The organism is Streptomyces sp. NBC_00513 (assembly GCF_041431415.1).
Taxonomy (GTDB): domain Bacteria; phylum Actinomycetota; class Actinomycetes; order Streptomycetales; family Streptomycetaceae; genus Streptomyces.
This window is the reverse complement of sequence record NZ_CP107845.1, coordinates 6,576,395-6,597,783: the sequence shown is the minus strand read 5'-3', so window position 1 is coordinate 6,597,783 and position 21,389 is coordinate 6,576,395. Positions and strand designations below refer to the sequence as shown.

The window sequence follows — 21,389 nt, the reverse complement described above, 5'->3', positions numbered from 1 at the left end:
CGGTCCGCATGGGACAAACATACGGACCGCCAGTCCGTTTCGCAAGGGTGGTTCGCCTGGCGGGCGGACCACCGCCGCCCTCGCGGGGCACCGGACCCGCCCGTACACAGCGCCGTGCGCAGGGCCCTCGGGTGACGGCTCCCCCTCGGCGCAGGTTGGTGGGCGCGGTGGGGCGTGGTTGGCTGTCGTCTGGACAGACACTCCAAGACTGCGGTTCGGCTGGTTCGGGCGTTGTCGGAGAGGCAGGGCAGGGACGAGGGGTGCGGGAGTGCCGGTGCGGAACAAGACGGACGGGTTGCCGAGACAGCTGTGGGACCGGGCCCGGTTGGCGGCGGTCGCGGCGACGGAACTGATCGACACCGGGCCGGAGCAGGTCTTCGAGGACCTCGCGGGCCTCGCCGCCCGGGTCACCGGCTCGGGGCGGGCGTTCATCACGCTGGTGGACGACCGGCGCTCGTTCTGGAAGGCCTGCGTCGGGGTCGACGCGACCGCGATCGAGGACCGGCAGAATCCGGTCGAGGAGAGCTTCTGCTTCTTCCTGATCGGTCTCGACGGGGAGCCGTTCATCGTGGACGACGCCGCCAACGACCCCCGCACCCGTGACCATCCCTCGGTCGAACCGATGCGCATCGGCGCCTGGGCCGGATACCCCCTCCTCGGAGCGGGCGGCGAGGTGCTGGGCAGCTTCTGTGTCATCGACGACAGCCCCCGCGTCTGGACGCCCGCCGATCTGACCACGCTGGAGACGCTCGCCCGCTCGGTCGGCGCCGAGATCGGTCTGCGCCGGTCCCTGACCGCCGCCCGGAACGCGCACACCCTGTCGGCGGACCTCGCCCACTCACTCCAGCAGGGCCTGCTGCCGCCGGCCCTGCCCCTGGTACCGGGCGTGGAGGTGGCGGCGTCCTACCTGCCCGCCTCCCGTGCGGGCCGTTCCGACATCGAGGTCGGCGGCGACTTCTACGACCTGTTCCGCACCCGCGGCTCCTCCTGGGGCGCGGTCCTGGGCGACGTGTGCGGCAAAGGCGTACAGGCCGCCCAGGTGTCCTCGATGGCCCGCTACACGATCCGTGCCGAGGCCGGCGAGAACCGTTCCCCCGCAGGCCTCCTCGACCGCCTCAACACCGCGATGCTCGCCCAGCACGCTCCTCGCTTCCTCACCGCCGTCTACGCCCGTTTCCGGACCACCCGCGGGGGCCTCGCGGGGACGCTCGCCCTGGCCGGCCACCCGCCCGCCCTCGTCCGGCGAGCCGACGGCACCGTCCGCGAGATCGGCAGGCCCGGACAGCTCCTCGGCGTCTTCGACCCCATCCGCCTGGCCGACGCCAGGTTCCGGCTCGCCCCGGGCGACCTGCTTCTCCTCTACACCGACGGCGCGACCGAGGCACGCGCCCGCCCCGGAGCCCCCGACCGCGAGCACGACGTCTTCGACGACGCCGACCTGGCCCGCACCCTCGCCGACACGGCCGGCATGAACGCCACCGACACCATCAGCCACATCAACGACACCCTGTCCGCCCGGCACGAAGGATGGACCAGCGACGACACGGCCCTCCTGGCCCTGCGCGTCCCCGAGCAGCACCCCGGCTGAAAGCCCCGCCACGGAAACCGGAACGGATCATTCCCACCGGCTCACCCTCCTTGAACCCGCGTCCCCACCGACCTCACCGACGCGCTCGCCGGCATCACCTCGGCCGCCGCGGAAGGCGTCGACGCCCCCGGCGACCCGGACGAGTGCCCCGATACCCGCCACTGATCAAGCGGTACCGCGCCCGGCCGCCGCCCGTCCCATCGACAGTGCCAGAGTCCGTACCCGGCGCCAGTCCATCGGCGGTGCGACGGGCGGCACGCCGGGCCGGTGCCGGGGCACCCACACGCGCAGAGCGCCGGGCGCGAGACGACAGCGCACCGGAGTGGGCAGCGTCAGGGCCTCGCCGTCGACACCGACCGGTATGACCGGGGCGTCGGCGTCGACGACGACCACTCGGGCGGTGGTCGCGGTCAGCCCGCGGCCCTGCCCGCCCCGCAGCAGGAGCTCCGTGGCCTCGGCGGCGTTGCCGACGCCGACACACAGCACCCCCAGCTCGCCCGAGTCAAGTCCCTGTCGGCGCCCCAGTCCCGCCGAGTCGCCCCTCGCATAGGGGTTGTTGCTCACCAGTACCGCCTGGGGGCCCTCCACGGCCAGCTCGTCGGTACGGACACTCAGCACGGCGCCGCTCTGGTGGGTCAGCAGGTCCGGCAGCATCTCCAGGATGGTGCGGGCCTTGTCGTCGCGGTAGGCGGGACTCTGCACGACTTCCGCGTACACGCCGAACGAGGCGTTGTTGATGAAGACGCGCTCCGCGCTCCGGTCCCCCGGCGGTCCCCCCTGGAGGTAGCCGATGTCGATGCGCAGTTCGACACCGTCGTCCAGTGCGTCCAGACACCTGGAGGGGTCGTCCCGGTCGAGGCCCAGGTCCATGGCGAAGTGGTTGCGGGTACCGGCGCCGATCACCATGAACGGTATGTCGTGCTCCGCGGCCACGCCGGCGACCAGGGCCTGTGTACCGTCGCCACCCGCGACGCCGAGCAGATCGGCCCCGCCCCGGACGGCCCGCCGCGCCAGCTCGGCCACGTCCTGCCGTCCGGTCGTGTCCAGTACGACGACCTCGGCGCCTTTGGCCCTGGCCCGCTCCGCCAGGCGGAACTTGCCGACCTTCCCGCCGCCCGAGCGCGGATTCATGATCAGGAACGGGTGCTCGGCCCGGCCGGCGGACCGCTCCGACATGGTCGGCGAGGTGTCGTCCGCAAGCGCGGCCCTGCCGGCGGAAACGGCCAATGCCCACAGGCCGAGGGAGACCAGCACGACCCACAGGAGTCCGGCGGACGCGTACAGGACCAGGACACCGAGCGGCGCGGCGATCACCAGCAGCACGGCCAGTACCCGGATCCAGCCGGTGTGGGTGAGCATCCACCAGCCACCGGCCGCCGTGAGCACCAGACCCGCCCACCCCACCCCCATGAGCACGAGGCTGCCGAACCCGGCGAAGACCACCAGTACCAAGAGCGCGGCCACGCCCGCCGCGAGGGCCAGACGCGCGGTCCAACGCCTGCTCATGTGACGGCCTCCCGCCCAGGTCCGGAGGTATCCCCTCAAGCGTATGGGCGCTCCTCCCGCGCGGCACGTTCCGGCTTCCTCACCAGGCCCGACCACCCCCCGGACCTCCGCGTCGCGTCGCGAAGGGAACCCGCCTGCGGTTGTCCTCCCCCCTCCTCGACATCCGCCGCGCGGCCTCCCGTAAGAGGGGCGTCAAGGGTTGCGGGGCGGCCGTATGGACCCCGTCAAGGCGGCTTAACACCCGGGTGAAGACGCGGTTGTCTCGTCATCAGCCAACTGGCTGATTCATTTCTTCCCACTTCACTCAGGAGCTCGCGATGGCCGATCTGGCCTTCGTCGTCACCACGGTCGCGGTGTTCGCGCTGGTGGCTCTCATCGCCCGGGGGGTGACCAGGCTGTGACCGTCGAGAACGTTGTCGGCCTCGTCGTGGCCGTCTCACTGCTCGGATACCTCGTCCTCGCCCTTGTGTACCCGGAGAGGTTCTGAGCACTGATATGAGCCCCGTAACCGCCGGCGTGCTCCAGCTCCTCGCGCTGATCGCCGCACTCGCGCTGGCCTACCGCCCACTCGGCGACCACATGGCCCGGGTCTACACCTCCGAGAAGCACTACAAACCGGAGAAGTGGATCTACAAGGCCATCGGCGCCAACCCGAACGCCGAGATGCACTGGCCCGCCTACCTGCGCGGCGTCCTCGCCTTCTCGGCGGTGGGCGTCCTGTTCCTCTACGGCATACAGCGCCTACAGGGCAGCCTGCCTGGTTCCCTCGGCTTCGTGTCGATCGATCCGGATCAGGCCTTCAACACCGCCGCGTCCTTCGTGGCGAACACCAACTGGCAGTCGTACTACGGCGAACAGGCCATGGGCCACGTCGTACAGACCGGTGGCCTCGCGGTGCAGAACTTCGTCTCCGCCGCCGTCGGCATGGCCGTCGCGGTCGCCCTCGTACGGGGCTTCGCGCGCTCCCGCACCGGTGAACTCGGCAACTTCTGGTCCGACCTGGTCCGCGGCACCCTCCGCATTCTTCTTCCCATCTCCGTGATCGGCGCCCTCGTCCTGGTCGCCTGCGGAGTCATCCAGAACTTCGCGGGCATCCACGAGGTCGGCCAGTTCATGGGCGGCAGCCGGCAGTGGAACGGCGGGGCGGTCGCCTCGCAGGAGGTCATCAAGGAGCTGGGCACGAACGGCGGCGGCTACTTCAACGCCAACTCCGCCCACCCCTTCGAGAACCCGACCCCCTTCTCGAACCTGTTCGAGATCTTCCTGATCCTGCTCATCCCCTTCGCACTGACCCGCACCTTCGGCCGCATGGTCGGCAACCTGCGCCAGGGCTACGCGATCCTCGCCACCATGGGCATCATCTGGATCGGATTCACCGCGCTGATGATGTGGACCGAGTTCGCTCACCACGGACCGGCGTTCGACGTCGCCGGCGGTGCGATGGAGGGCAAGGAGACCCGCTTCGGCATCGGCGGTTCGTCGATCTTCGCCGTGGCGACGACGCTGACGTCGACCGGCGCCGTCAACTCCTTCCACTCCTCCTACACCGGCTTCGGCGGCGGCATCGCGATGCTGGGCATGCAGCTCGGCGAGATCGCCCCCGGCGGAGTCGGATCCGGCCTCTACGGCATGCTGATCATGGCGATCATCGCGGTGTTCATCGCCGGCCTGATGGTCGGCCGCACCCCCGAGTACCTCGGCAAGAAGATCGGCACCCGCGAGATCAAGCTCGCCGCCTGCTACATCCTCGTCACCCCGGCCCTGGTGCTGTGCTTCACCGCCGCCGCGATGGCCCTGCCCACCCCGGGCAACTCCATGACGAACTCCGGCGCGCACGGCTTCTCCGAGATCCTCTACGCCTACACCTCGGGCGCCAACAACAACGGCTCCGCCTTCGCCGGACTCAACGCCGACACGCAGTGGTTCAACAGCACCATCGGCATCGCCATGCTGCTCGGCCGCTTCCTGCCCATGGTGTTCGTCCTCGCGTTGGCGGGCTCGCTCGCCGAGCAGAAGCCCATCCCCGAGACGGCGGGCACGCTCCGCACCGACAAGCCGCTCTACGCGGGCCTGCTCGTCGGCACGATCGTCATCATCACCGGCCTGACCTACTTCCCCGCCCTCGCGCTGGGGCCGCTCGCCGAAGGGCTCGCCTCATGAGCACCATCACTCCCACCCGTGCCCCGCACGAGGACGTTCCCACCGGGCACCCGCCCGCGGCCGGCCGTGTCGGCGGGGGGCTGTTCGATCCCAAGGCACTGCTGAAGTCTTTCCCGGACGCGGTGCGCAAGCTCGACCCGCGCGTGATGATCAAGTCCCCGGTCATGTTCGTGGTCCTGATCGGCTCGGTCGTCACGACCGTGCTGGCGGTCAAGGATCCGACGGACTGGTTCGGTTGGGCGATCACCGGCTGGCTGTGGCTGACCACGATCTTCGCCAACCTCGCCGAGGCCGTCGCCGAGGGCCGCGGCAAGGCCCAGGCCGACACCCTCCGCAAGGCGAAGACTGACACGGTCGCCCGCCGCCTCGACGGCTCGATGGAGGAACGGGTCCCCGGCGCGGAGCTCCGTATCGGCGACCTGGTGATCTGCGAGGCGGGCGACATCATCCCCGGTGACGGCGACGTCGTCGAGGGCGTCGCGTCGGTGGACGAGTCGGCCATCACCGGCGAATCCGCGCCCGTCATCCGCGAGTCGGGCGGCGACCGCAGCGCGGTCACAGGTGGCACGAAGGTCCTCTCCGACCGGATCGTCGTCAAGATCACGACGAAGCCCGGCGAGACCTTCATCGACCGCATGATCGCACTGGTCGAGGGCGCGGCCCGGCAGAAGACGCCCAACGAGATCGCGCTGAACATCCTGCTCGCCTCGCTGACCATCGTCTTCCTGCTGGCCGTCGTCACCCTCCAGCCGTTCGCGATCTACGCGGGCGCCGAGCAGTCGATGATCGTGCTCACCGCCCTGCTGGTCTGCCTGATCCCCACCACCATCGGCGCGCTGCTCTCCGCCATCGGCATCGCGGGCATGGACCGCCTGGTCCAGCGCAACGTCCTGGCCATGTCCGGCCGCGCGGTGGAAGCGGCGGGCGACGTGTCGACGCTGCTGCTCGACAAGACCGGCACCATCACCCTCGGCAACCGCCAAGCCTCCGAATTCGTACCGGTCAAGGGCACCACCGACGCCGAACTCGCCGACGCCGCGCAGCTTTCGTCGCTGGCGGACGAAACTCCCGAAGGCCGCTCCATCGTGGTCCTCGCGAAGGAGAAGTACGGGCTGCGCGAACGCGGTCAGGGCGAACTGTCGCAGGCCGAGTGGATCGCCTTCACCGCCCAGACCCGCATGTCCGGCGTAGACGTGGACGGCCGCAAGACCCGCAAGGGCGCCGCCGGCTCGGTCATCACCTGGGTGAAGGAGCAGGGCGGTCAGGTCTCCGACGACGCCGACGTCCTCGCCGACCGGATCTCGGAAGCCGGCGGCACGCCCCTCCTCGTCGCCGTCAAGGACGACCGGGGCGCCCGGGTCCTGGGCGTCATCCACCTCAAGGACGTCGTGAAGGAAGGCATGCGCGAACGCTTCGACGAGCTTCGCCGCATGGGCATCAAGACGATCATGATCACGGGCGACAACCCGCTCACCGCGAAGGCCATCGCGGAGGAGGCGGGCGTGGACGACTTCCTCGCCGAGGCCACGCCCGAGGACAAGATGGCCCTCATCAAGCGCGAGCAGGCCGGCGGCAAGCTGGTCGCGATGACCGGCGACGGCACGAATGACGCACCCGCCCTCGCCCAGGCCGACGTCGGGGTCGCCATGAACACGGGCACCTCGGCCGCCAAGGAGGCCGGGAACATGGTGGACCTGGACTCCAACCCCACCAAGCTCATCGAGATCGTCGAGATCGGCAAGCAGTTGCTGATCACGCGCGGCGCGCTGACGACGTTCTCCATCGCCAACGACGTCGCCAAGTACTTCGCGATCATCCCGGCCATGTTCGCCGTGGTCTACCCGGGCCTCGACAAGCTCAACGTCATGGGCCTGACCTCCCCCGAGTCCGCGATCCTCTCCGCCGTCATCTTCAACGCGCTGATCATCATCGCGCTCGTACCGCTCGCCCTCAAGGGCGTGCGCTACCGGCCGACCAGCGCCGACAAGATGCTCCGCCGCAACCTCGGCCTGTACGGCGTGGGCGGTCTGATCGCCCCGTTCATCGGCATCAAGGTCATCGACCTCCTCATCTCCCTCATCCCCGGAATCGGCTGATCTGCGATGAACAACTCCGTAGGAAACGCAGCACGGTTGCTCGGGGCGGGCCTCCGCGCCCTCCTCGTCCTGACCGTGATCTGCGGCGTCATCTATCCCCTCGCCGTCACCGGCATCGCCCAGGCCCTCTTCAACGACAACGCCAACGGCTCCGAGATCAAGGACAAGAACGGCCAGGTCGTCGGCTCCTCCCTCATCGGGCAGACGTACAACCTCCCGAAGAACGATCCGAACAACGCCGAGGAGGCGGCCCGGCCGGACCTGAAGTGGTTCCAGCCGCGCCCCTCCAACGGCCTGGGCTCCAACAGCGTCAACACCCGGTACGCGCTGATCCTCTCCGGCGCCACCAACCGCTCCGCCGACAACGGCGCCGTGGGCGGCCTCTGCCCGGCGAGCGCGGAGGAAGGCACGCTCTGCGCCCAGGTCATCGCCGCCAAGGACGCCGTCATCGCCGACAACTCCACGGCCTCCTACACGGTCAAGCCCGAGGACGTCCCCGCCGACGCCGTCACCTCCTCCGGATCCGGCCTCGACGCGCACATCTCCCCCGAGTACGCCAAGATCCAGGTCCACCGGGTCGCCGAGCGGAACGGCCTCGACGTCCAACAGGTCGAGAAGCTCGCCGCCGACCACACCACCGGTCGCACCCTCGGCTTCATGGGCGAACCACGCGTCAACGTCCTCGAACTCAACACCGCGCTGAAGGCACTGCCCCAGCACTGATGTTCCACGACGCACGGACCGGGAGCCGGCCGGGCGCCGCTCCCCCAGCCGCGACTGGGGGCTGTGGCGCCCGGTCGGCTCCCACCGTGCTCGTCACCAGGATGCGGGTCCCCGCGGGCAGTATCCGCCGAGGACCAGGGCGGTGGTCACGAAGCGGACCACGTGCGCACGTTGATCAGGGAGCGATCTCGAACTCGGGCGGCTCCAGGCCCTTCAGGCATTCGGTCTTCGGCGCGTTCGGGGTATCGAAGAAGGAGACGGCGATCTCCTGGGCGCACTTCGACGTGGCGATCACCACGTGCGGCTGGTAGGGGATCGTGACGACCTTGGCCTTGCTCAGCGTGCTGGCGACGTACGGCCCGTTGTCCGCCCCGGTCTGGGAGTCGAAGCTGCCCGACAGGGCGAGGGTGGGGATGTCGCCGCGCGTGACGTCACGGATCGAGGGGTCCGCAGGGGGGACGTTCCAGACGTCGCAGTCCGGGCGGAGGAAGGTGAGCTGCGGCGCCTGGGCCTGTACCGAGAGGGGGAACGACGGGAAGGCGTCCTGTCCGCCCTTGAGTGCCTGCTCCTGGCTCTCGTACGGCGTCCACGCGCTGCAGAAAACGCCGTAGGCGAGACCGTGCGCAACCCTGCCGATGGCCTGCGGGCTGAGCTTGCCGCCCGCCCACTGCCGAGCGATCCGCTGCGGCTTGCCGTGGGCCAGCTCGTCGAGGGCGCGGGGCACCTGCGGTGCGACGTGGGTGGCGGAGGTCATCCAGTTGACCAGGGCTCCGCCGTCCAGCACGACCTTGACCGGCTTGTCGTGGCCGGGGAGCGTGACGGTGGTGGTGACCGGCTTGGCTTCGAGGTCGCTGACGAGCTTGTCGAAGGTGGCCGACAGGTTCGGGTAGCGCTTGTCGCACGCCGGCTGGTCCGCGCAGGCCTTGAACAGGCCGTCGATGCCCTGTCGGGCGCTGCTCCACGTCGCCGCCGACCCGGCCCTGGACGGCGGCAGTATGCCGTCGATGCCCACCGAGCGGAGCCCCTCGGGGTGCAGGCGCATGTAGACCAGGGCCAGGTGGGTTCCGTAGGAGATGCCGTACAGGTTCCACTGCTTGATGCCCAGAGTGGAGCGCAGGTCCTCGTAGTCGGCGGCGCTCTCGGTGTCGTTGTAGGCGCTGAGGTCGAGCCCGCGGCCCGCCAGTTGGTCGCGGCAGGCCTTCGTGGCCTCGACGTGCAGTCGTTCGGTGGACGGAGCGTCGTAGACGAGGCCGACCGCGCGTGCGTTGAATTGGTCGATGTTGGGGCAGAGGGCCGTCGGGTCGGCCGAGTACGTACCGCGCTGGGACATGAGGATCACGTCACGGTCGCGGTTCAGGCCGGCGCCGATCGCCAACTTCGCCTCGCCCACGGCGTCGTCTCCCGGTCCGCCCGCGAGCCAGACGATGGGGTCGGACTTCGGTGTACCGGCCGTGGCGGGCACGATCGCGACACCGAGTTCGATCGTCTTGCCGCTTGGTTCGGCGCGGTTCTCGGGCACGGTGAGCGTTCCGCAGCGGGCCCCTTCCAGCTCCTCCACGGGTTCCGGTGTCTTCGGGCAGGGGCCCGGCTCGTAGCGGGCGTCGCCCACCGTCCGGGCGACGGTGCCGATCGGCGCTCCGTCGTCGGCGTGCGCCTTCGTCTGAGTGGGCGCGGAGAGCAGGCCGGTGACGAGGAGACCGGTCGCCATGCCGGCCGAGGTGGCCAGGAGTCGTCGTGCGGTGCGGCGACGACGGTGCGCTTGACGGCGTGTCATCTGCCCTCCCGGCTACTTCGGGATGATCGTGAACGGTTCGGGTTCGAGACCGTCCACGCACTTGGTGTCGGGCGCCTTCGGACGGGCGAGGAACGAGGCCAGCACGCTTTGCGCGCAAGGCGACTGCGGGACCACCCAGTGGCCGATTCCGGGGACCTGAATGGCGGTCGACCCGGACAGGTTTCGCGCGACGCCCTTCGCCCAACTCGCCCCGGTCTTCACGTCGAACGTGCCGGAGATGACGAGCGCCGGTACGGAGCTGACCGTGGCCACCCGCTGGACGGACGCGCGGTCCGGAACGTCCCAGATCCCGCATGCCGGGTACTGGAAGGGAAGTTGCGGCACCTGGGCCAGTACCGTGTCCGGCCACCCGGGGTACGCCTTGCGACCCGCCTTCAGCACGTCGGACTCCGAGTACCCCGGCGCCCACTCAGCGCACGCCACCGAGTTCGTCAGGCCGTGGGCGAACTCGCCGACCTTCTGGACCGAGCCGGCCGCACGGGCCTTCGCGAAGCGCTCCGGGTTCCCGTTGGCGAGTTCCTCCAGCGCCGCCGGGATGTCCTTGGGCCGGGGGGTGAAGGCGACGATCAGGTTCAGCAGTGCGCCCCCGTCGAGGACGACCTTGACCGGCTTCCCTCCGCTCGGCGGCGCGACGTTCAGCGTCAGCGGATGTGCCTCCAGCCTGCGCACCTGCTCCGTCAGCGTGCGGCGGAGGTCCGGGTACCGGTCCTTGCATGCGGGCTGCGCCGCGCACGCCTCGAAGATGTTGTCGATCCCCTCGGCGGTGCTGCCCCATGTCCACGGCAGGGTCACGACCTGGGGAGGGGTGATCGAGTCGATCGCCATCGCGCGGATTCCCTCGGGGTGCAGGCGCAGGTACGTGAGGGCCAGGTTGCTGCCGTAGGAGTACCCGTAGACGTTCCACTGGCGGATGCCCAGCGCCTTGCGCAGGTCGGCGAAGTCGGCTGCGTTCTCGGTGGTGTTGTAGGCGCTCAGGTCGGTGCCGGCGGCCGTCAGGCGGTGCCGGCAGTCCTTCACCGCTTTCAGGAAGAGTCGTTCCGCCTCTGGTGCGTCGTAGCCCAGGCCGACCGCCCGCGCGTTGAACCGGTCGACCTCCGGGCAGGCGAGGTTCGGCTGGTCGTAGAGGGTGCCGCGCTGGGCCATGATGATCAGTTCGCGGTCCTTGTTCAGGCCGGAGTCGACGAGGAACGGAATGTCGTCGAACGTGTCGGCACCGGGGCCGCCCGCCATGAACACCACGGGGTCCTGAGCGGGCTTCGTCGGGGTGACAGCCGGAACGACGGCCACGGCCAGCTTGATGGTCCGGGCGGCGGGGCGGGAGCGGTTCTCGGGAACCTCGAGGAGGCCGCACCGGGCGCCGCTCAGCGCTTCGATGGGCTCGGGCGGCTTCGGACAGGGGCCGGGAACGAACCGTGGCGAGCCTGCCGGGGTGGGCTCGGCCGCGGGCCGGGCGGGTGCTGACGCGGCGCTGCCGGGTGGAGGGCCGAATGCCACCAGACAGACCAGAGCTGCCCCGGCAGCCGCCGCGTGGACGCAGTGCTTTGGCATGTGGTCTCGTTCCTCTGCCGACATCGGCGGCCCTGCCTGGTCAGGCCGCAGCGGTTTGCACGGAACGCGCCCTTTCGACGCTACCGGGTGGCGCATGCCTCCGCCACGCGGAGCAGTCACACCCCGTGACCGGCCGGAGACCCCGCCCCGGGCGGGCCGGGGGGCGGCTCGGCCCGCTCCCTCCTGGAGGGGAAAGGTTCGCTCCCCAACCAGAGCCTCAGGTATGTGGAGTTGCGGGCGGCGGCCCGGTTGACCGAGGCGCTCGGGACCCGCTGCCGCGCCGCGTCGGGGGCCGTTAGCCTGTCGGTATGTCAGAGCGTGTCATGCCCGGTCGCACGGACGGCCTGATCACCCTGGTTGCCGCGGACGCCCTGTGGGCCGATTTGACGGCCGCCAGTGCTGTGCCGACGGCTTCCGGGGCATTCACCCGCTCTCCTGCCCCCGCCCGGGTGAGGTACGTCCTGCTCGGCGGCCGTGTGGTGGCGATGGTGAGGGCGGGCAACGGTCAGTGGAGTGTTCCGGAGGTCGAGGTGCGCCGGGCGGCCGCGGAACTGAACGCGATCGGGATGGATCGGTGGGACCTGGTTCGCATCGGTCCGTTTCGTGGAGCGCCGAGGCAGGAGCGCAACGAGGAAACGCCGCTGCGTTGGCGCCGGCGCATCACGGGGGAACTACAGGAGCCGGCCGGCCCCGAGCGGGCAGCGCGATGTGAAATCGGCCGACCGTACCCTCTGGCGGGGATCGACTGGCGACAGATGCTCGTGGAGCAGACCCGCGACGGCACACAGCGCACGTGGTGGCTGCCGCGCGCCGTGGTCAGACTGCTGGACGCGGCCGAGCACGCCGAAAGGCAGTGGGTGCACGCCGCGCGGACCCGCCGAGCAAGCACAGCCGTCACCGAGCCGCCCACCCCTCCCCGACGGCCCCGAGACGCCGGCGGTCGGCAGACGACGGGCCCCGAGGGCCCCACCGCCTCACTGCTCCGGTACGACAAAGAGCTGGAAGGCCAGTTGTACTCGGTGCTCAGCAGGAAGCCCGGTACCTCCCGCAGGGTGGCCGGGTGGGCGTGCGCCGTCTGCCGCACCGCGCCCGCCACCGTGCTCGACCACTGCCACGAACACGGCTACGTCCGCGCCCCCGTCTGCCAGTCCTGCAACACACAGGAACGCCCGGACCACCTGTACGACAACGACATCCGCGTGGCGAACCGGTACACACGCCTCTTCCACACCGACACCGACGACTGGCTCCGCCACTGGCACCGCTGCCCCGGCTGTCGCGCGCGCACCACCCTGCCCCTGCCGCACCTCGCCGCATGGACCGCCCACATACTCTGCCGATCGCTGCGCCCGACCCACCGCGCCCCCCGCGGGCGCAAGCCCTGCGGTGTCCTGCGCGTGTCCTGGACGGGCAGTCAGAACACGCCCCGTTCCTGCCTGCTCACTGTCGCCGTCGACTTCTGCCCCTCCGGCGAGCACCGCGTCCTGGCGCGAGTCCCCTACCGCGAAGCCGTCGAGCGGTTTCGCGCCTGGTTGGCCGAGACGGCCCCCGCCGTGGCCGCAGCGGCCGGTCCTGACCGCCTGGACGGCCTCCCTGCCCGGTTCCGGCCAGTCATCGCGGACACCAGCGGCGAGGACCTGGAACTCTTCTGAGCGGGCCCCGGGAGACTTCACACGGGCCTTGGCCCGGACAGCCGCCACGTACTCGGAACTGCGGGAGGAACTCTTCTCCGACATTCACCACACGCGCCCGGAGCCACCCTGGCGGATCGTGAGACAGAGGACGATGGCGATCCGGGCACAGTCCGCAGTACTGCTGGGACAGCCGACGTTCGTCCTGCGGCGCCTGGATGCCGGCTCGGACATCCCCGGCGCGGCAACATGGGACTTCACGGTGATCGCCAATCCGTCCGACTCGGCAGACGAGGACACGACGTTCGTCGTCATGGTGTCGACCGGCGACCACACCGGCGCAGTCCCCGTTCAGGTGTCCGAGGAGCTCGAGAACGAACGAGCGTGGTACCAGCAACTGGAGTACGGCTTCCACGCCTTGGGAATCACGCCGTTTCTCACCGCGATCCACGACCCCGATCGTCACCGGAAGCGGGCCACCGACGACGGCTACGGCGGCTGACTCGCCAGGCGCCGCACACGCACGGAGCCTGCCCTGTCGTCCGGCCCGAGACCGCGGCATCCCCGCGGCCATCGGGCGGAGGTTGGACCGGGCGCCCTTCAGCCGCTCGCCGAGGGTGCGGTCTGGCCCCGACGTCTCACCCGCCCACCGTGCACGAGCTCGTCACCACCCGTCGCCGAGGTTGATCCCCGCCGCGGCGGCCGAGTGGACGACGTACAACTGGATCGTCTCGCCGTCGCCCGCTCGACGCCGACCGCGGTCACCCTGCGCGGAACCTCGGTACTGCTCGCGCGAGCCCGTACCTGCCAGCGGACCCACGAAAGGCTCGTGCCGCGTAGACGGCCGCGGCGGCTGCGAACTGCCCGACGCCGGCAACTCCACGCCGTCCCTGGCCAAACCTCGCCCCACTCCGGGAACAGCAAACCTCTAAATCCAGCCATGTTGAGGGGTGTTGTTCCGGCCATGTCGGGCGTAGCGTGAACCCCACCCAGAGGGGGCGCGCCACCTCCCACCCGTTGGCGCGCACCACTGAAGAGCCCCGCCGCAACGTCCCCCGGGCGGCGGGGCTCTCCTCTGGCCCACCAGCGCGATTGTTCGCCTGGCGCTGTGGGCACAACGGGTGGGATGCGCACTCATGCATTCCCACCACCGCAACGTGCCCACGGTCCTCACCGCGTCCCTGGACAACGGGGCCAAGCTCAGGAACCGCATCGCGGAGCAGTGCCGGACCGCCGGCGGGGGCCGCACTCCGAACTTCGTCTCCGTCGACTTCCACCGCCTGTCCGACGGCAGCGGACACACCCCCGCCTCGATCGTCGCGGAACTCGACGAAGGCCCCTGAGAAGCGGCGGCGACCGGACCGCGAACCCGTCATCCGCCGGACCCTCACCCTACGGACTGAGCTTTGCCGGGCCGGCGGCGGACGTCGTCAGTGCCGGCCGGGTGTGAGCCTCCGCGGCACCGCGGCCACCGGTGCCGACTCCGGGCCCTGGGCCGGGCCAGGACCTGCGTCGGCCGTGGCCCGGCCGGCCGGGCAGCGGAGCCGCCATACACCGTGCGGCCGACTCGCCGTCCTCCCAAAGGACCAACGGACCGCGTCCCCGGAGCGCCTGCGTGCCCCCGGGGGCCCCGCCTCGTTCCATGGGACGTCTCCCCCCACCGGAACGGCTGCTCCATGACATTCACACCGCACTCCCGGCTCACCCGCAGGGCTCTGGTATCCGCCGCGCTCGCGGTCGGAGCCGCCTCCATCCTGCCCACCGCCGCCGCCTCCCCGGCCATGGCCTCCACCGGTCCCCGGGCATTCCAGCGCCGCGACGGCCACCGGGCACCCGAGATCACCGACTGCACCGGCTGGGGCGCCCGCGAGGCGTCCGAACCCGTCGTGCTGCTCACCTCGCGGCCCTCGAAGATCATCATCCACCACACGGCCACGGCCAACGTCACGGACTACTCGCGGGAGCGGGCCCTCAGACTCGCCCGTGCCATCCAGACGTACCACATGGACATGCAGGGCTGGATCGACACCGGCCAGCACTTCACCATCAGCAGGGGTGCCTTCGTCCTCGAGGGGCGGCACCACAGCCTCGCCGCGCTGGACGCCGGGGCCCAGACGGTACGGGGCGCCCACTGCGTCGGCCAGAACAACGTGGCCATCGGCATCGAGAACGAGGGCACCTACATGACGGTGCAGCCTCCGCCGGCGCAGTTCTCCGCCCTCGCCGACCTGTGCGCCCGCGTGTGCCGCCAGTACGACGTGCCGGCCTCCGAGATCTACGGGCACCGGGACTTCAACAGCACCGCGTGTCCCGGTGACACGCTCTACGCGCTGCTGCCGAAGCTGCGCGAGGACGTCGCCCGGCGACTCGGAAGCGCCGAGCCCGTGTCGCTGCCGCGCCGGCCCGAACACCCTCCTCTCGACCGGCCCGCCGACCCGGCGGCGGTGGCCGACGCTCACTCGGAGTACCTCCCGGAAGGGCTGCTGGGGTCTCTGCACCACGGCTGACACGCACGGCGCCGACGGCTCACGTCACGGTTCGGTACGGTCGTCGCCCCCCAACGGCCCGACCGTCCGCAGCAACCGCTCCGTGTGCCTGTCGCCAAAGCCGCTCCCGCCCGTGGTTTCGTGCCGCCGGGTGCGCCGCACGGCCGGCAGCACGTGGTGGTGCCGGCCGTGCGGTGCGGCAGCCCCGCGGGGCCCGGTGCCGCTACGGGGCCGCGGGGATCAAGACGGGCCGGCCCGTGACGACGAGGGTGAAAACGCGTCCGGGGGGACCAGGAGGGCCCGCAGGTCCGGCTACTCCCTGGGGTCCGGCGGGCCCGGCTGATCCCGGGGTGCCGGCCGGGCCGGGGACCCCCGGAGCGCCCTGGGCTCCCGGAGGACCGGGGGCTCCAGCCGGTCCGGGAGGTCCGGGAGGTCCGGGAGGTCCGGGAGGTCCGGGAGGTCCGGGAGGTCCGGGAGGTCCGGGAGGTCCGGGAGGTCCGGGAGGTCCGGGAGGAAACGGAGGCCCTCCGGGGTGGGGCTCGCACGACTCGTCCCATGGCCGCCCCTCGGCGCATTCGTCGTGCTGCGGAGGCGGATCCACCGTCAGGTACTGCGCGTCCGCAGGGTCCTGCGGGGTGGCGGCGGCTGCGGGCGCCGCGAAACCGGCACCCGTGAGGACGAGCGAGACAACGGCTCCGGCGACCCATCCGGTCCGGCGTGGCGGACCGCTCCGCCGCGTTGCTGCTGTGCTTTCAGACGGCATGCACTTACTCCTGATCATTGTCCGCTGGAAGTGGACCCGGGGCCCGTGGGCAGTCGGCGGCTGCCTTCGGGTCGTCGCGAGGCCGTCATGGCGTGGCACAGACGGCATACGGGGTGAGGGTGACGTCGTCCCGCGTCCTGTTCTGCCCGTTCACCTCCCAGTCGTTGGTGCCGGGTACCGGCCTGCTGACGAGCTGATCCGGTGCGGGACCGGTGGATCCGAAGCCGCCGCCCGTCAGCACGCTGCCGGCCGGGCAGGACACCTTTGAGGTCCCCGGCACCGAGCCCAGGTCGATTCCGATGAGCGCGCCTTGGGGACTGTCGATGGTCGCGGAGACGGAGTTGGTGGCGAGGTCGATGACGGATACCCCGTGCGCGCCGTTGGGGTGGCTGACGTACAGCCGGGCTCCGGTGGGGGAAACCGCCATCTCCGCGGGATCCCCGGAGGTGGGGATCGAAGTGACGACGCTGTTCGTGGCGGCATCGATGACCGCCACCCGGGCGTTGTTCCGGTCGGCGACGTAGACGCGCTTTCCGTCCAGCGAGACCTCCACGCCGTCCAGCCCCTGGTTGACCGGAATCGGCACCACGACCGTGTTGGTGGCGGTGTCGATGACCGATACCTCGCCCGAGGTGTTCTCGGTGACGTAGACACGTGCGCCGCTCGGCGAGATGGCCACCTTTCGCGGTGCGCTCGGTCCGACGTCCACCGTCGTGATGAGCGTCATGGTGGCGGAGTCGATCACTGCCACCACACCTGCGCCCCGGTAGGCGACGTAGAGGCGCTTCCCGTCCGGGGATACCGCCAGCCCGTTCGGGAGCGTGTCCGCCCCCGTCTCGAGGGTGCCCGCGACGGCATTGGTGGCGGTGTTGATCGCCACCACGCGGTTGGCCAGTCCGTTCCCCTCCACGGTGACATAGGCGCGACTGTCGTCCGGCGAGATGGCCACGCTCTCCGGAGTGCCGTTCCCCGTGGGGATTTCGGCCACCACGGTGTTGGTGAGAGCGTCGATCGCCGACACGGCGCCCGAGTCCCGCTCCGTCACGTAGACCTTCTTGCCGTTTCGGGCAGCGGCGACCTGCAGGGGCCCGCTGAACGCTCCGGTGTCGATGCTCGTCACGAGGGCGTTGGTGGCGGTGTCGAACACCCGGACCTTGTTCTGGCCCGTGTTGGCGACGTATGCGTACGTGCCGGGTGCGGCAGGAGCCGCCAGGGCGACGGACGGCGTGAGAACGGCTGCGGCAACGAGTACCGTGCACGATGCTTTCCGAACGCCGTGCTTCGACACGTACCCCCGGACGCTCCCCACACGCGGATTCCCGCGAACGGCGAAGTGCTGCATGGATCCTCCTCGAACGACCCGATCAGGGAGTGTCCCGGTTCGAGCTGCGAGGAACGTTGTATGCGTAGTTATATCTGATTATCAATCACGACATGTCGCCAGTACTCCAAATATCGCAATCTGGCCTACCTTCGGGGCAAGGTCAACAGCCAGGCCTCGGGGCTGTCCATCGACCTGTACAGGGCTGACCGGACACAGCGCCGGACAAGGCCACCGGACCAAGCCGTCTCCTTCGGATCATCTGGCTGACCAGATGAAGAGGGCGGCGAGGTGGAGTCCGGCCAGGTGGATGGTGGCGGTCTTCTACGTGTTCGACAGCCTCGACGCCCTCACCCCGCACGACGTCCTCGCAGCGGGGCAGACCGGCCCCCACTCGGTCGCGGGTTCAGGGGCGCCGTACCTGCTCGTGCCTACGACGCGCTGCCGCGCCTTCGATTCGACGTTCGACTCGCGGAGGCGGGCGTCCGTCACGAGCAACGCCGCCTGGACATCGAGGCGCGTACGGGTACCGAGTTCGATGAGCCCGAGCGAGGCAGCTACGAGGTCGTGCGCGTCCCGTTCAACACGGAGACACTACGGCAGCTCAACCTGATGCCGCCGGAGCTGGCCGAGTTCGCCGCCGGGAACATCGAGGCCATCACGGCCGTGCTCGACACCCAGATCCGCGCATCCTGACCGACCATCGTGTTCATCAACCTCAACGGCCCGGACGGCAACGACCGCAAGACAACGGATCTACGCGGGCTCGACGTGCTCCGTGTCGACGGACGGATCGTGTCGGCGGGGCTTTTCCTGCTACGGTCATCCGTTCGCCGAGGAGGTCACCATGGCTGGATCCCTGCCCGTTGCCGCCCAGGTGGATCTACGCCGTCAGCCCGTGGAAGACGTGCTGGAGCGCGTGGAGAAGGCCCTCAACGTGCAACTGGATCGGCAATCACTGGTACGCAAGCGCAGGTCCTTGGGCGGCCGTACCGAGCGGAGTACTTGGGTGCGCATCGAGCGGCGGGGATTCGAGCGGATCGGCTCGCAGGGCTGGAACGGTACCGAGGCCGCCGCCGTGCTACAGGGGGTCGCGATGCCCGAGTGGTACCAGGGCGTGGCGTGGCGCCAGTTGGGCGAGCCGGTGATGTGGCGCGCGGATGAGCTTGAGCTGATTGCCTCGCCACCTGTCGGCAAGGGTGCCCTGGTACTCGAAGACCCTGGCCTGCCGGATTCGTGGTGGGAGGCGCTGACCTCTTCGCTGGACGCGCTTGCCGCGCAGCAGACGCCACGGATCGCGACGCCTGACACTGTGACGATCACGCAGGAGGGGGTTGCCCAGGCCCTCGGGGAGGTCTTCCCCAGTGTCACCGATGCGCGAATCGAGCGATGGGTGCCGGCTCATGCGGATCTGACCTGGGCCAACGTGATGGGGCCGGAGTTCTCGATCATCGACTGGGAGGACTGGGGCATGGCTCCCCGGGGCTTGGATGCCGCGACCCTGTGGGGCAATGCGCTTGCCGTCCCGGCGCTCGCGGACCGCGTCCAGCAGGAACTGCGTGCGGACTTGGAGAGCCGAGACGGCAAGCTGATGTCGCTCTTCTTCCTGTCGAAGATCGTCGGGCCCCACGCGTACGACGAGGACCCCCTGCTGGCGCCTGCTCGGAAGGAAGCCGAGCGCCTAGTGGCCGAGCTTCAGTTCTGACGGCGTGAATGGAGGGCGTGGAGGTACTGACTGACAGCGTCGGTGTCCACCTCCGCGCTCAGCGCCTGGACCAGTTCAGCCAGGTGGCCGGAGGCGTCCGTACCGACCGCCACAGCCGTAGCACTGGGCAAATGGAACGAGGTTCGGAACGCCGCCTGGATGCGCGACAGATCCCCATGATGCGGTCGCAGGAACGGCCGGGGGTCGAACTCTTCCCACACCTTCCCATGGCCACCGCCGAAGGGGCTCATGCCCCACGTCTCACCCACCTTCCAGACCTCGCGTAGGACGGCCACGAGATCGAGAAGGTCGATCCCCACGAGGAACCCGGCCCGGACCATCAAGACGTCCGGAGACGGCAGATCCTCCACCCTGGCCCTGCTGAGCAGCCGGGGGTCCCAGGAAGCCACACCCCAGTCCTGGCACAGACCGTCGCGGGCGGCCTCGGCCAGCGCCGCGCATGCACCGCCGAAGAGGGCGTGGTCATCGGCCAGGGACAGGCCCGTGAGGCTCCGCTCCGGGTTGTGGAGGAGCACCGTGTCAGGTTCCCTGCCGAGCTCCCGGGCAGCCTCCTCGACGGCGAGGCGCAGTCGGCCCGGATCGAGCGAGTGCTCAACACCTCCGGCGCCCGGGAAGAATCCCACCTTCGTGGAGAGGGTGAACTTCGGCAGCAGATCAGCCGCCGTCTCGGACAGCGTGGTGTGCGAACGGAAGCCGAGGTAGGGGGCCGCAGTGTCCAGGGCAGTGACCCCGAGATCAAGTGCGGCCGTCAGGAGGCCGCGGTCGTGACGAGACCGGTGAAGGCCGAGGACAAGGCGGGGGTCAGCTCCGTGCACAGTTCCTCCTTCAGCAGGATCTCGGCGAGCTGCTCCACGTCCAGGCCGGTCTTCTCGGCGGCGTCGGCGATGTTGACGGGGTGGCCGCTCAGCAGCAGGGCGAGGGCCGGATACGCCTTGCCGGCGAACGTGAGTTTCTTGCCTGCGGCAAGGACCTCCACGGTGTCGTGGTGCTGCTCGATCACGGGCTCGAAGTCCGTGACGCACACGACGGCCTCGGACCTGCCGAACAGGCCGGTGGCCGGGACGTGCCGGGCAGCCAGGCGCTCCCGCTCGCGCGCATGCAGAAACTTCTGCGGAGTCAGCTGCCTAGCCATCTCGGCGACGGCGTCGGCCAGGAGCTGCTGCTGCCCCTCCCACTGGCCCGGAGAGTTCCAGCGGTCCAGGTCGTAACGGAACAGATCCTTGGTGCGGGCCTGGTCGGCGAGCCAGGCCAACCAGTTCACGCCGACGCGCTTCACGATGCCGAAGGTGGCATGCAGGCTGTAGCCGTCACCCTGGTCGTCCCGGGTGGCCTGGTGCCAGAAGCCGCGCGGGATGTGCATCACGTCGCCGGGCTCCATGACTCCCTGCCACACGATTTCCTCGCTGGGCTCAGCATTAGGAGCGGAGTCGCGGTACATCGGAGCCTTCCGGGAGGCACCGCGGACTTCCCAGCTCTTGCGGCCGGCAAGCTGGACGATCACGGTGTCGTGGTCGTCCCAGTGAAGCTTGAAGCCGCTGGCGTCCTGGGTGGTCAGGTAGGCGTTCACCTGTACCAGCTCGCGGGCCCACCACTGGAGCGCGCGACAGGTGGCCTCCATGGCCGGGTCGAAGAAGTCGAGCTCGTCCAGGACCATGGTGCAGCCCTCGCGCATCAGCCCGCCGACGCGGCGCATGTCGGCCATGGGGATGGCCTGTCCCCGCCGGGTGACGGAGGGCTGGATGTACCGGCCGGGGTGCAGTTCAGCCCCGTCCTGGAAGATTCGGAACTGGGGCGTGGTGACGCTGCGGCGCATCACCAGGTCCAGCAGCTTCCTGGGGTTCAGCAGGCGATCGAGCAGATCGAGGTCCTCGATCGTCCCCCGGGCGAAAGCGGCTCCGAGTGCACCGGGTCCGTCCCAGCCGAGAGCTTTCTCCATTGCGCTGACGAAGTGGTGGTCCACGTCTTCCTCCAGTCGACGTCATGGGGTGAAGGCCGGGGGCCAGCCGTGAATGACGGGCCCCCGGGTTGGTGCTGCGGTGTTCTGGC

The 21,389-nt window shown here is 70.1% G+C and carries 18 protein-coding genes; 11 read left to right on the top strand and 7 right to left on the bottom strand.

The window, feature by feature from the left end:
• The first annotated feature begins 274 nt into the window (after positions 1-274).
• Entirely contained in the window at positions 275-1,588 is a 1,314-nt protein-coding gene (locus tag OHA84_RS30050) for a PP2C family protein-serine/threonine phosphatase (RefSeq protein WP_266968846.1), read from the top strand.
• A gap of 165 nt (positions 1,589-1,753) precedes the next feature.
• Here the strand turns inward: OHA84_RS30050 and OHA84_RS30045 are convergent, their stop codons facing one another.
• Positions 1,754-3,094: a diacylglycerol kinase family protein gene (locus OHA84_RS30045; RefSeq protein ID WP_266968848.1), complete on the bottom strand. Its 1,341-nt coding sequence runs from the start codon at positions 3,092-3,094 to the stop codon at positions 1,754-1,756.
• A 397-nt stretch (positions 3,095-3,491) separates the two neighbouring features.
• On the opposite strand from OHA84_RS30045, the gene kdpF reads away from it, so the two are divergent.
• From kdpF to OHA84_RS30025, 4 genes are read left to right on the top strand one after another with little or no spacing between them, the layout of a single operon-like run.
• The gene (gene kdpF, locus OHA84_RS30040) at positions 3,492-3,581 is read left to right on the top strand and encodes a K(+)-transporting ATPase subunit F (RefSeq protein ID WP_037860493.1); all 90 of its coding nucleotides are present in this window, start codon (positions 3,492-3,494) and stop codon (positions 3,579-3,581) included.
• A gap of 8 nt (positions 3,582-3,589) precedes the next feature.
• Positions 3,590-5,254 carry a potassium-transporting ATPase subunit KdpA gene (gene kdpA, locus OHA84_RS30035; protein ID WP_053680377.1) on the top strand — a complete coding sequence of 555 codons (1,665 nt, stop codon included), beginning with the start codon at positions 3,590-3,592 and terminating at the stop codon, positions 5,252-5,254.
• Entirely contained in the window at positions 5,251-7,350 is a 2,100-nt protein-coding gene (gene kdpB, locus OHA84_RS30030; RefSeq protein WP_266968851.1) for a potassium-transporting ATPase subunit KdpB, read from the top strand. The genes kdpA and kdpB overlap by 4 nt, the downstream gene beginning before the upstream one ends.
• A 6-nt stretch (positions 7,351-7,356) precedes the next feature.
• Positions 7,357-8,073: a potassium-transporting ATPase subunit C gene (locus tag OHA84_RS30025; protein WP_266968853.1), complete on the top strand. Its 717-nt coding sequence runs from the start codon at positions 7,357-7,359 to the stop codon at positions 8,071-8,073.
• 175 nt (positions 8,074-8,248) lie between these two features.
• Here the strand turns inward: OHA84_RS30025 and OHA84_RS30020 are convergent, their stop codons facing one another.
• Positions 8,249-9,781, bottom strand: a complete 1,533-nt coding sequence (locus OHA84_RS30020; protein ID WP_266973895.1) for an alpha/beta fold hydrolase — start codon at positions 9,779-9,781, stop codon at positions 8,249-8,251.
• A 78-nt stretch (positions 9,782-9,859) separates the two neighbouring features.
• The gene (locus OHA84_RS30015; RefSeq protein WP_266968854.1) at positions 9,860-11,416 is read right to left on the bottom strand and encodes an alpha/beta fold hydrolase; all 1,557 of its coding nucleotides are present in this window, start codon (positions 11,414-11,416) and stop codon (positions 9,860-9,862) included.
• A 308-nt stretch (positions 11,417-11,724) separates the two neighbouring features.
• Between OHA84_RS30015 and OHA84_RS30010 the strand changes: the two genes are divergently transcribed.
• Both OHA84_RS30010 and OHA84_RS30005 read left to right on the top strand, forming a co-directional pair.
• On the top strand, positions 11,725-13,068 hold the full coding sequence (locus OHA84_RS30010) for an endonuclease domain-containing protein (RefSeq protein ID WP_266968855.1): 1,344 nt from the start codon (positions 11,725-11,727) through the stop codon (positions 13,066-13,068).
• A 133-nt stretch (positions 13,069-13,201) separates the two neighbouring features.
• Positions 13,202-13,549: a hypothetical protein gene (locus OHA84_RS30005; RefSeq protein ID WP_266968857.1), complete on the top strand. Its 348-nt coding sequence runs from the start codon at positions 13,202-13,204 to the stop codon at positions 13,547-13,549.
• Between the two features lie 162 nt (positions 13,550-13,711).
• Here OHA84_RS30005 and OHA84_RS30000 read toward each other — a convergent pair whose 3' ends face one another.
• Positions 13,712-13,867, bottom strand: coding sequence for a hypothetical protein (locus tag OHA84_RS30000; RefSeq protein WP_266968859.1), 156 nt, complete (start codon positions 13,865-13,867; stop codon positions 13,712-13,714).
• 316 nt (positions 13,868-14,183) lie between these two features.
• Here OHA84_RS30000 and OHA84_RS29995 point away from each other — a divergent pair, with 316 nt between their 5' ends.
• Positions 14,184-14,390 (top strand): hypothetical protein, encoded by a 207-nt coding sequence (locus tag OHA84_RS29995; protein ID WP_266968861.1) that lies wholly within the window; start codon positions 14,184-14,186, stop codon positions 14,388-14,390.
• A gap of 333 nt (positions 14,391-14,723) precedes the next feature.
• Entirely contained in the window at positions 14,724-15,554 is an 831-nt protein-coding gene (locus OHA84_RS29990; RefSeq protein WP_266968862.1) for a peptidoglycan recognition family protein, read from the top strand.
• Positions 15,555-16,381: 827 nt separating this feature from the next.
• Here the strand turns inward: OHA84_RS29990 and OHA84_RS29985 are convergent.
• A complete protein-coding gene (locus tag OHA84_RS29985) occupies positions 16,382-17,638 on the bottom strand; it encodes a beta-propeller fold lactonase family protein (protein WP_266968864.1) in 1,257 nt (418 codons plus the stop codon).
• A 546-nt stretch (positions 17,639-18,184) separates the two neighbouring features.
• On the opposite strand from OHA84_RS29985, the gene OHA84_RS29980 reads away from it, so the two are divergent.
• Entirely contained in the window at positions 18,185-18,313 is a 129-nt protein-coding gene (locus OHA84_RS29980) for a hypothetical protein (RefSeq protein WP_266968866.1), read from the top strand.
• A 151-nt stretch (positions 18,314-18,464) separates the two neighbouring features.
• Positions 18,465-19,322, top strand: coding sequence for a hypothetical protein (locus OHA84_RS29975; RefSeq protein ID WP_266968868.1), 858 nt, complete (start codon positions 18,465-18,467; stop codon positions 19,320-19,322).
• Here OHA84_RS29975 and OHA84_RS29970 read toward each other — a convergent pair.
• Both OHA84_RS29970 and OHA84_RS29965 read right to left on the bottom strand, forming a co-directional pair.
• Complete coding sequence (locus OHA84_RS29970) at positions 19,313-20,158, bottom strand: aldo/keto reductase (RefSeq protein WP_266968869.1); 846 nt, start codon at positions 20,156-20,158, stop codon at positions 19,313-19,315. The genes OHA84_RS29975 and OHA84_RS29970 overlap by 10 nt on opposite strands.
• The gene (locus OHA84_RS29965; protein ID WP_266968870.1) at positions 20,092-21,303 is read right to left on the bottom strand and encodes a JmjC domain-containing protein; all 1,212 of its coding nucleotides are present in this window, start codon (positions 21,301-21,303) and stop codon (positions 20,092-20,094) included. Before OHA84_RS29965 ends, OHA84_RS29970 begins: the two co-directional genes overlap by 67 nt.
• Positions 21,304-21,389: the final 86 nt, after the last annotated feature.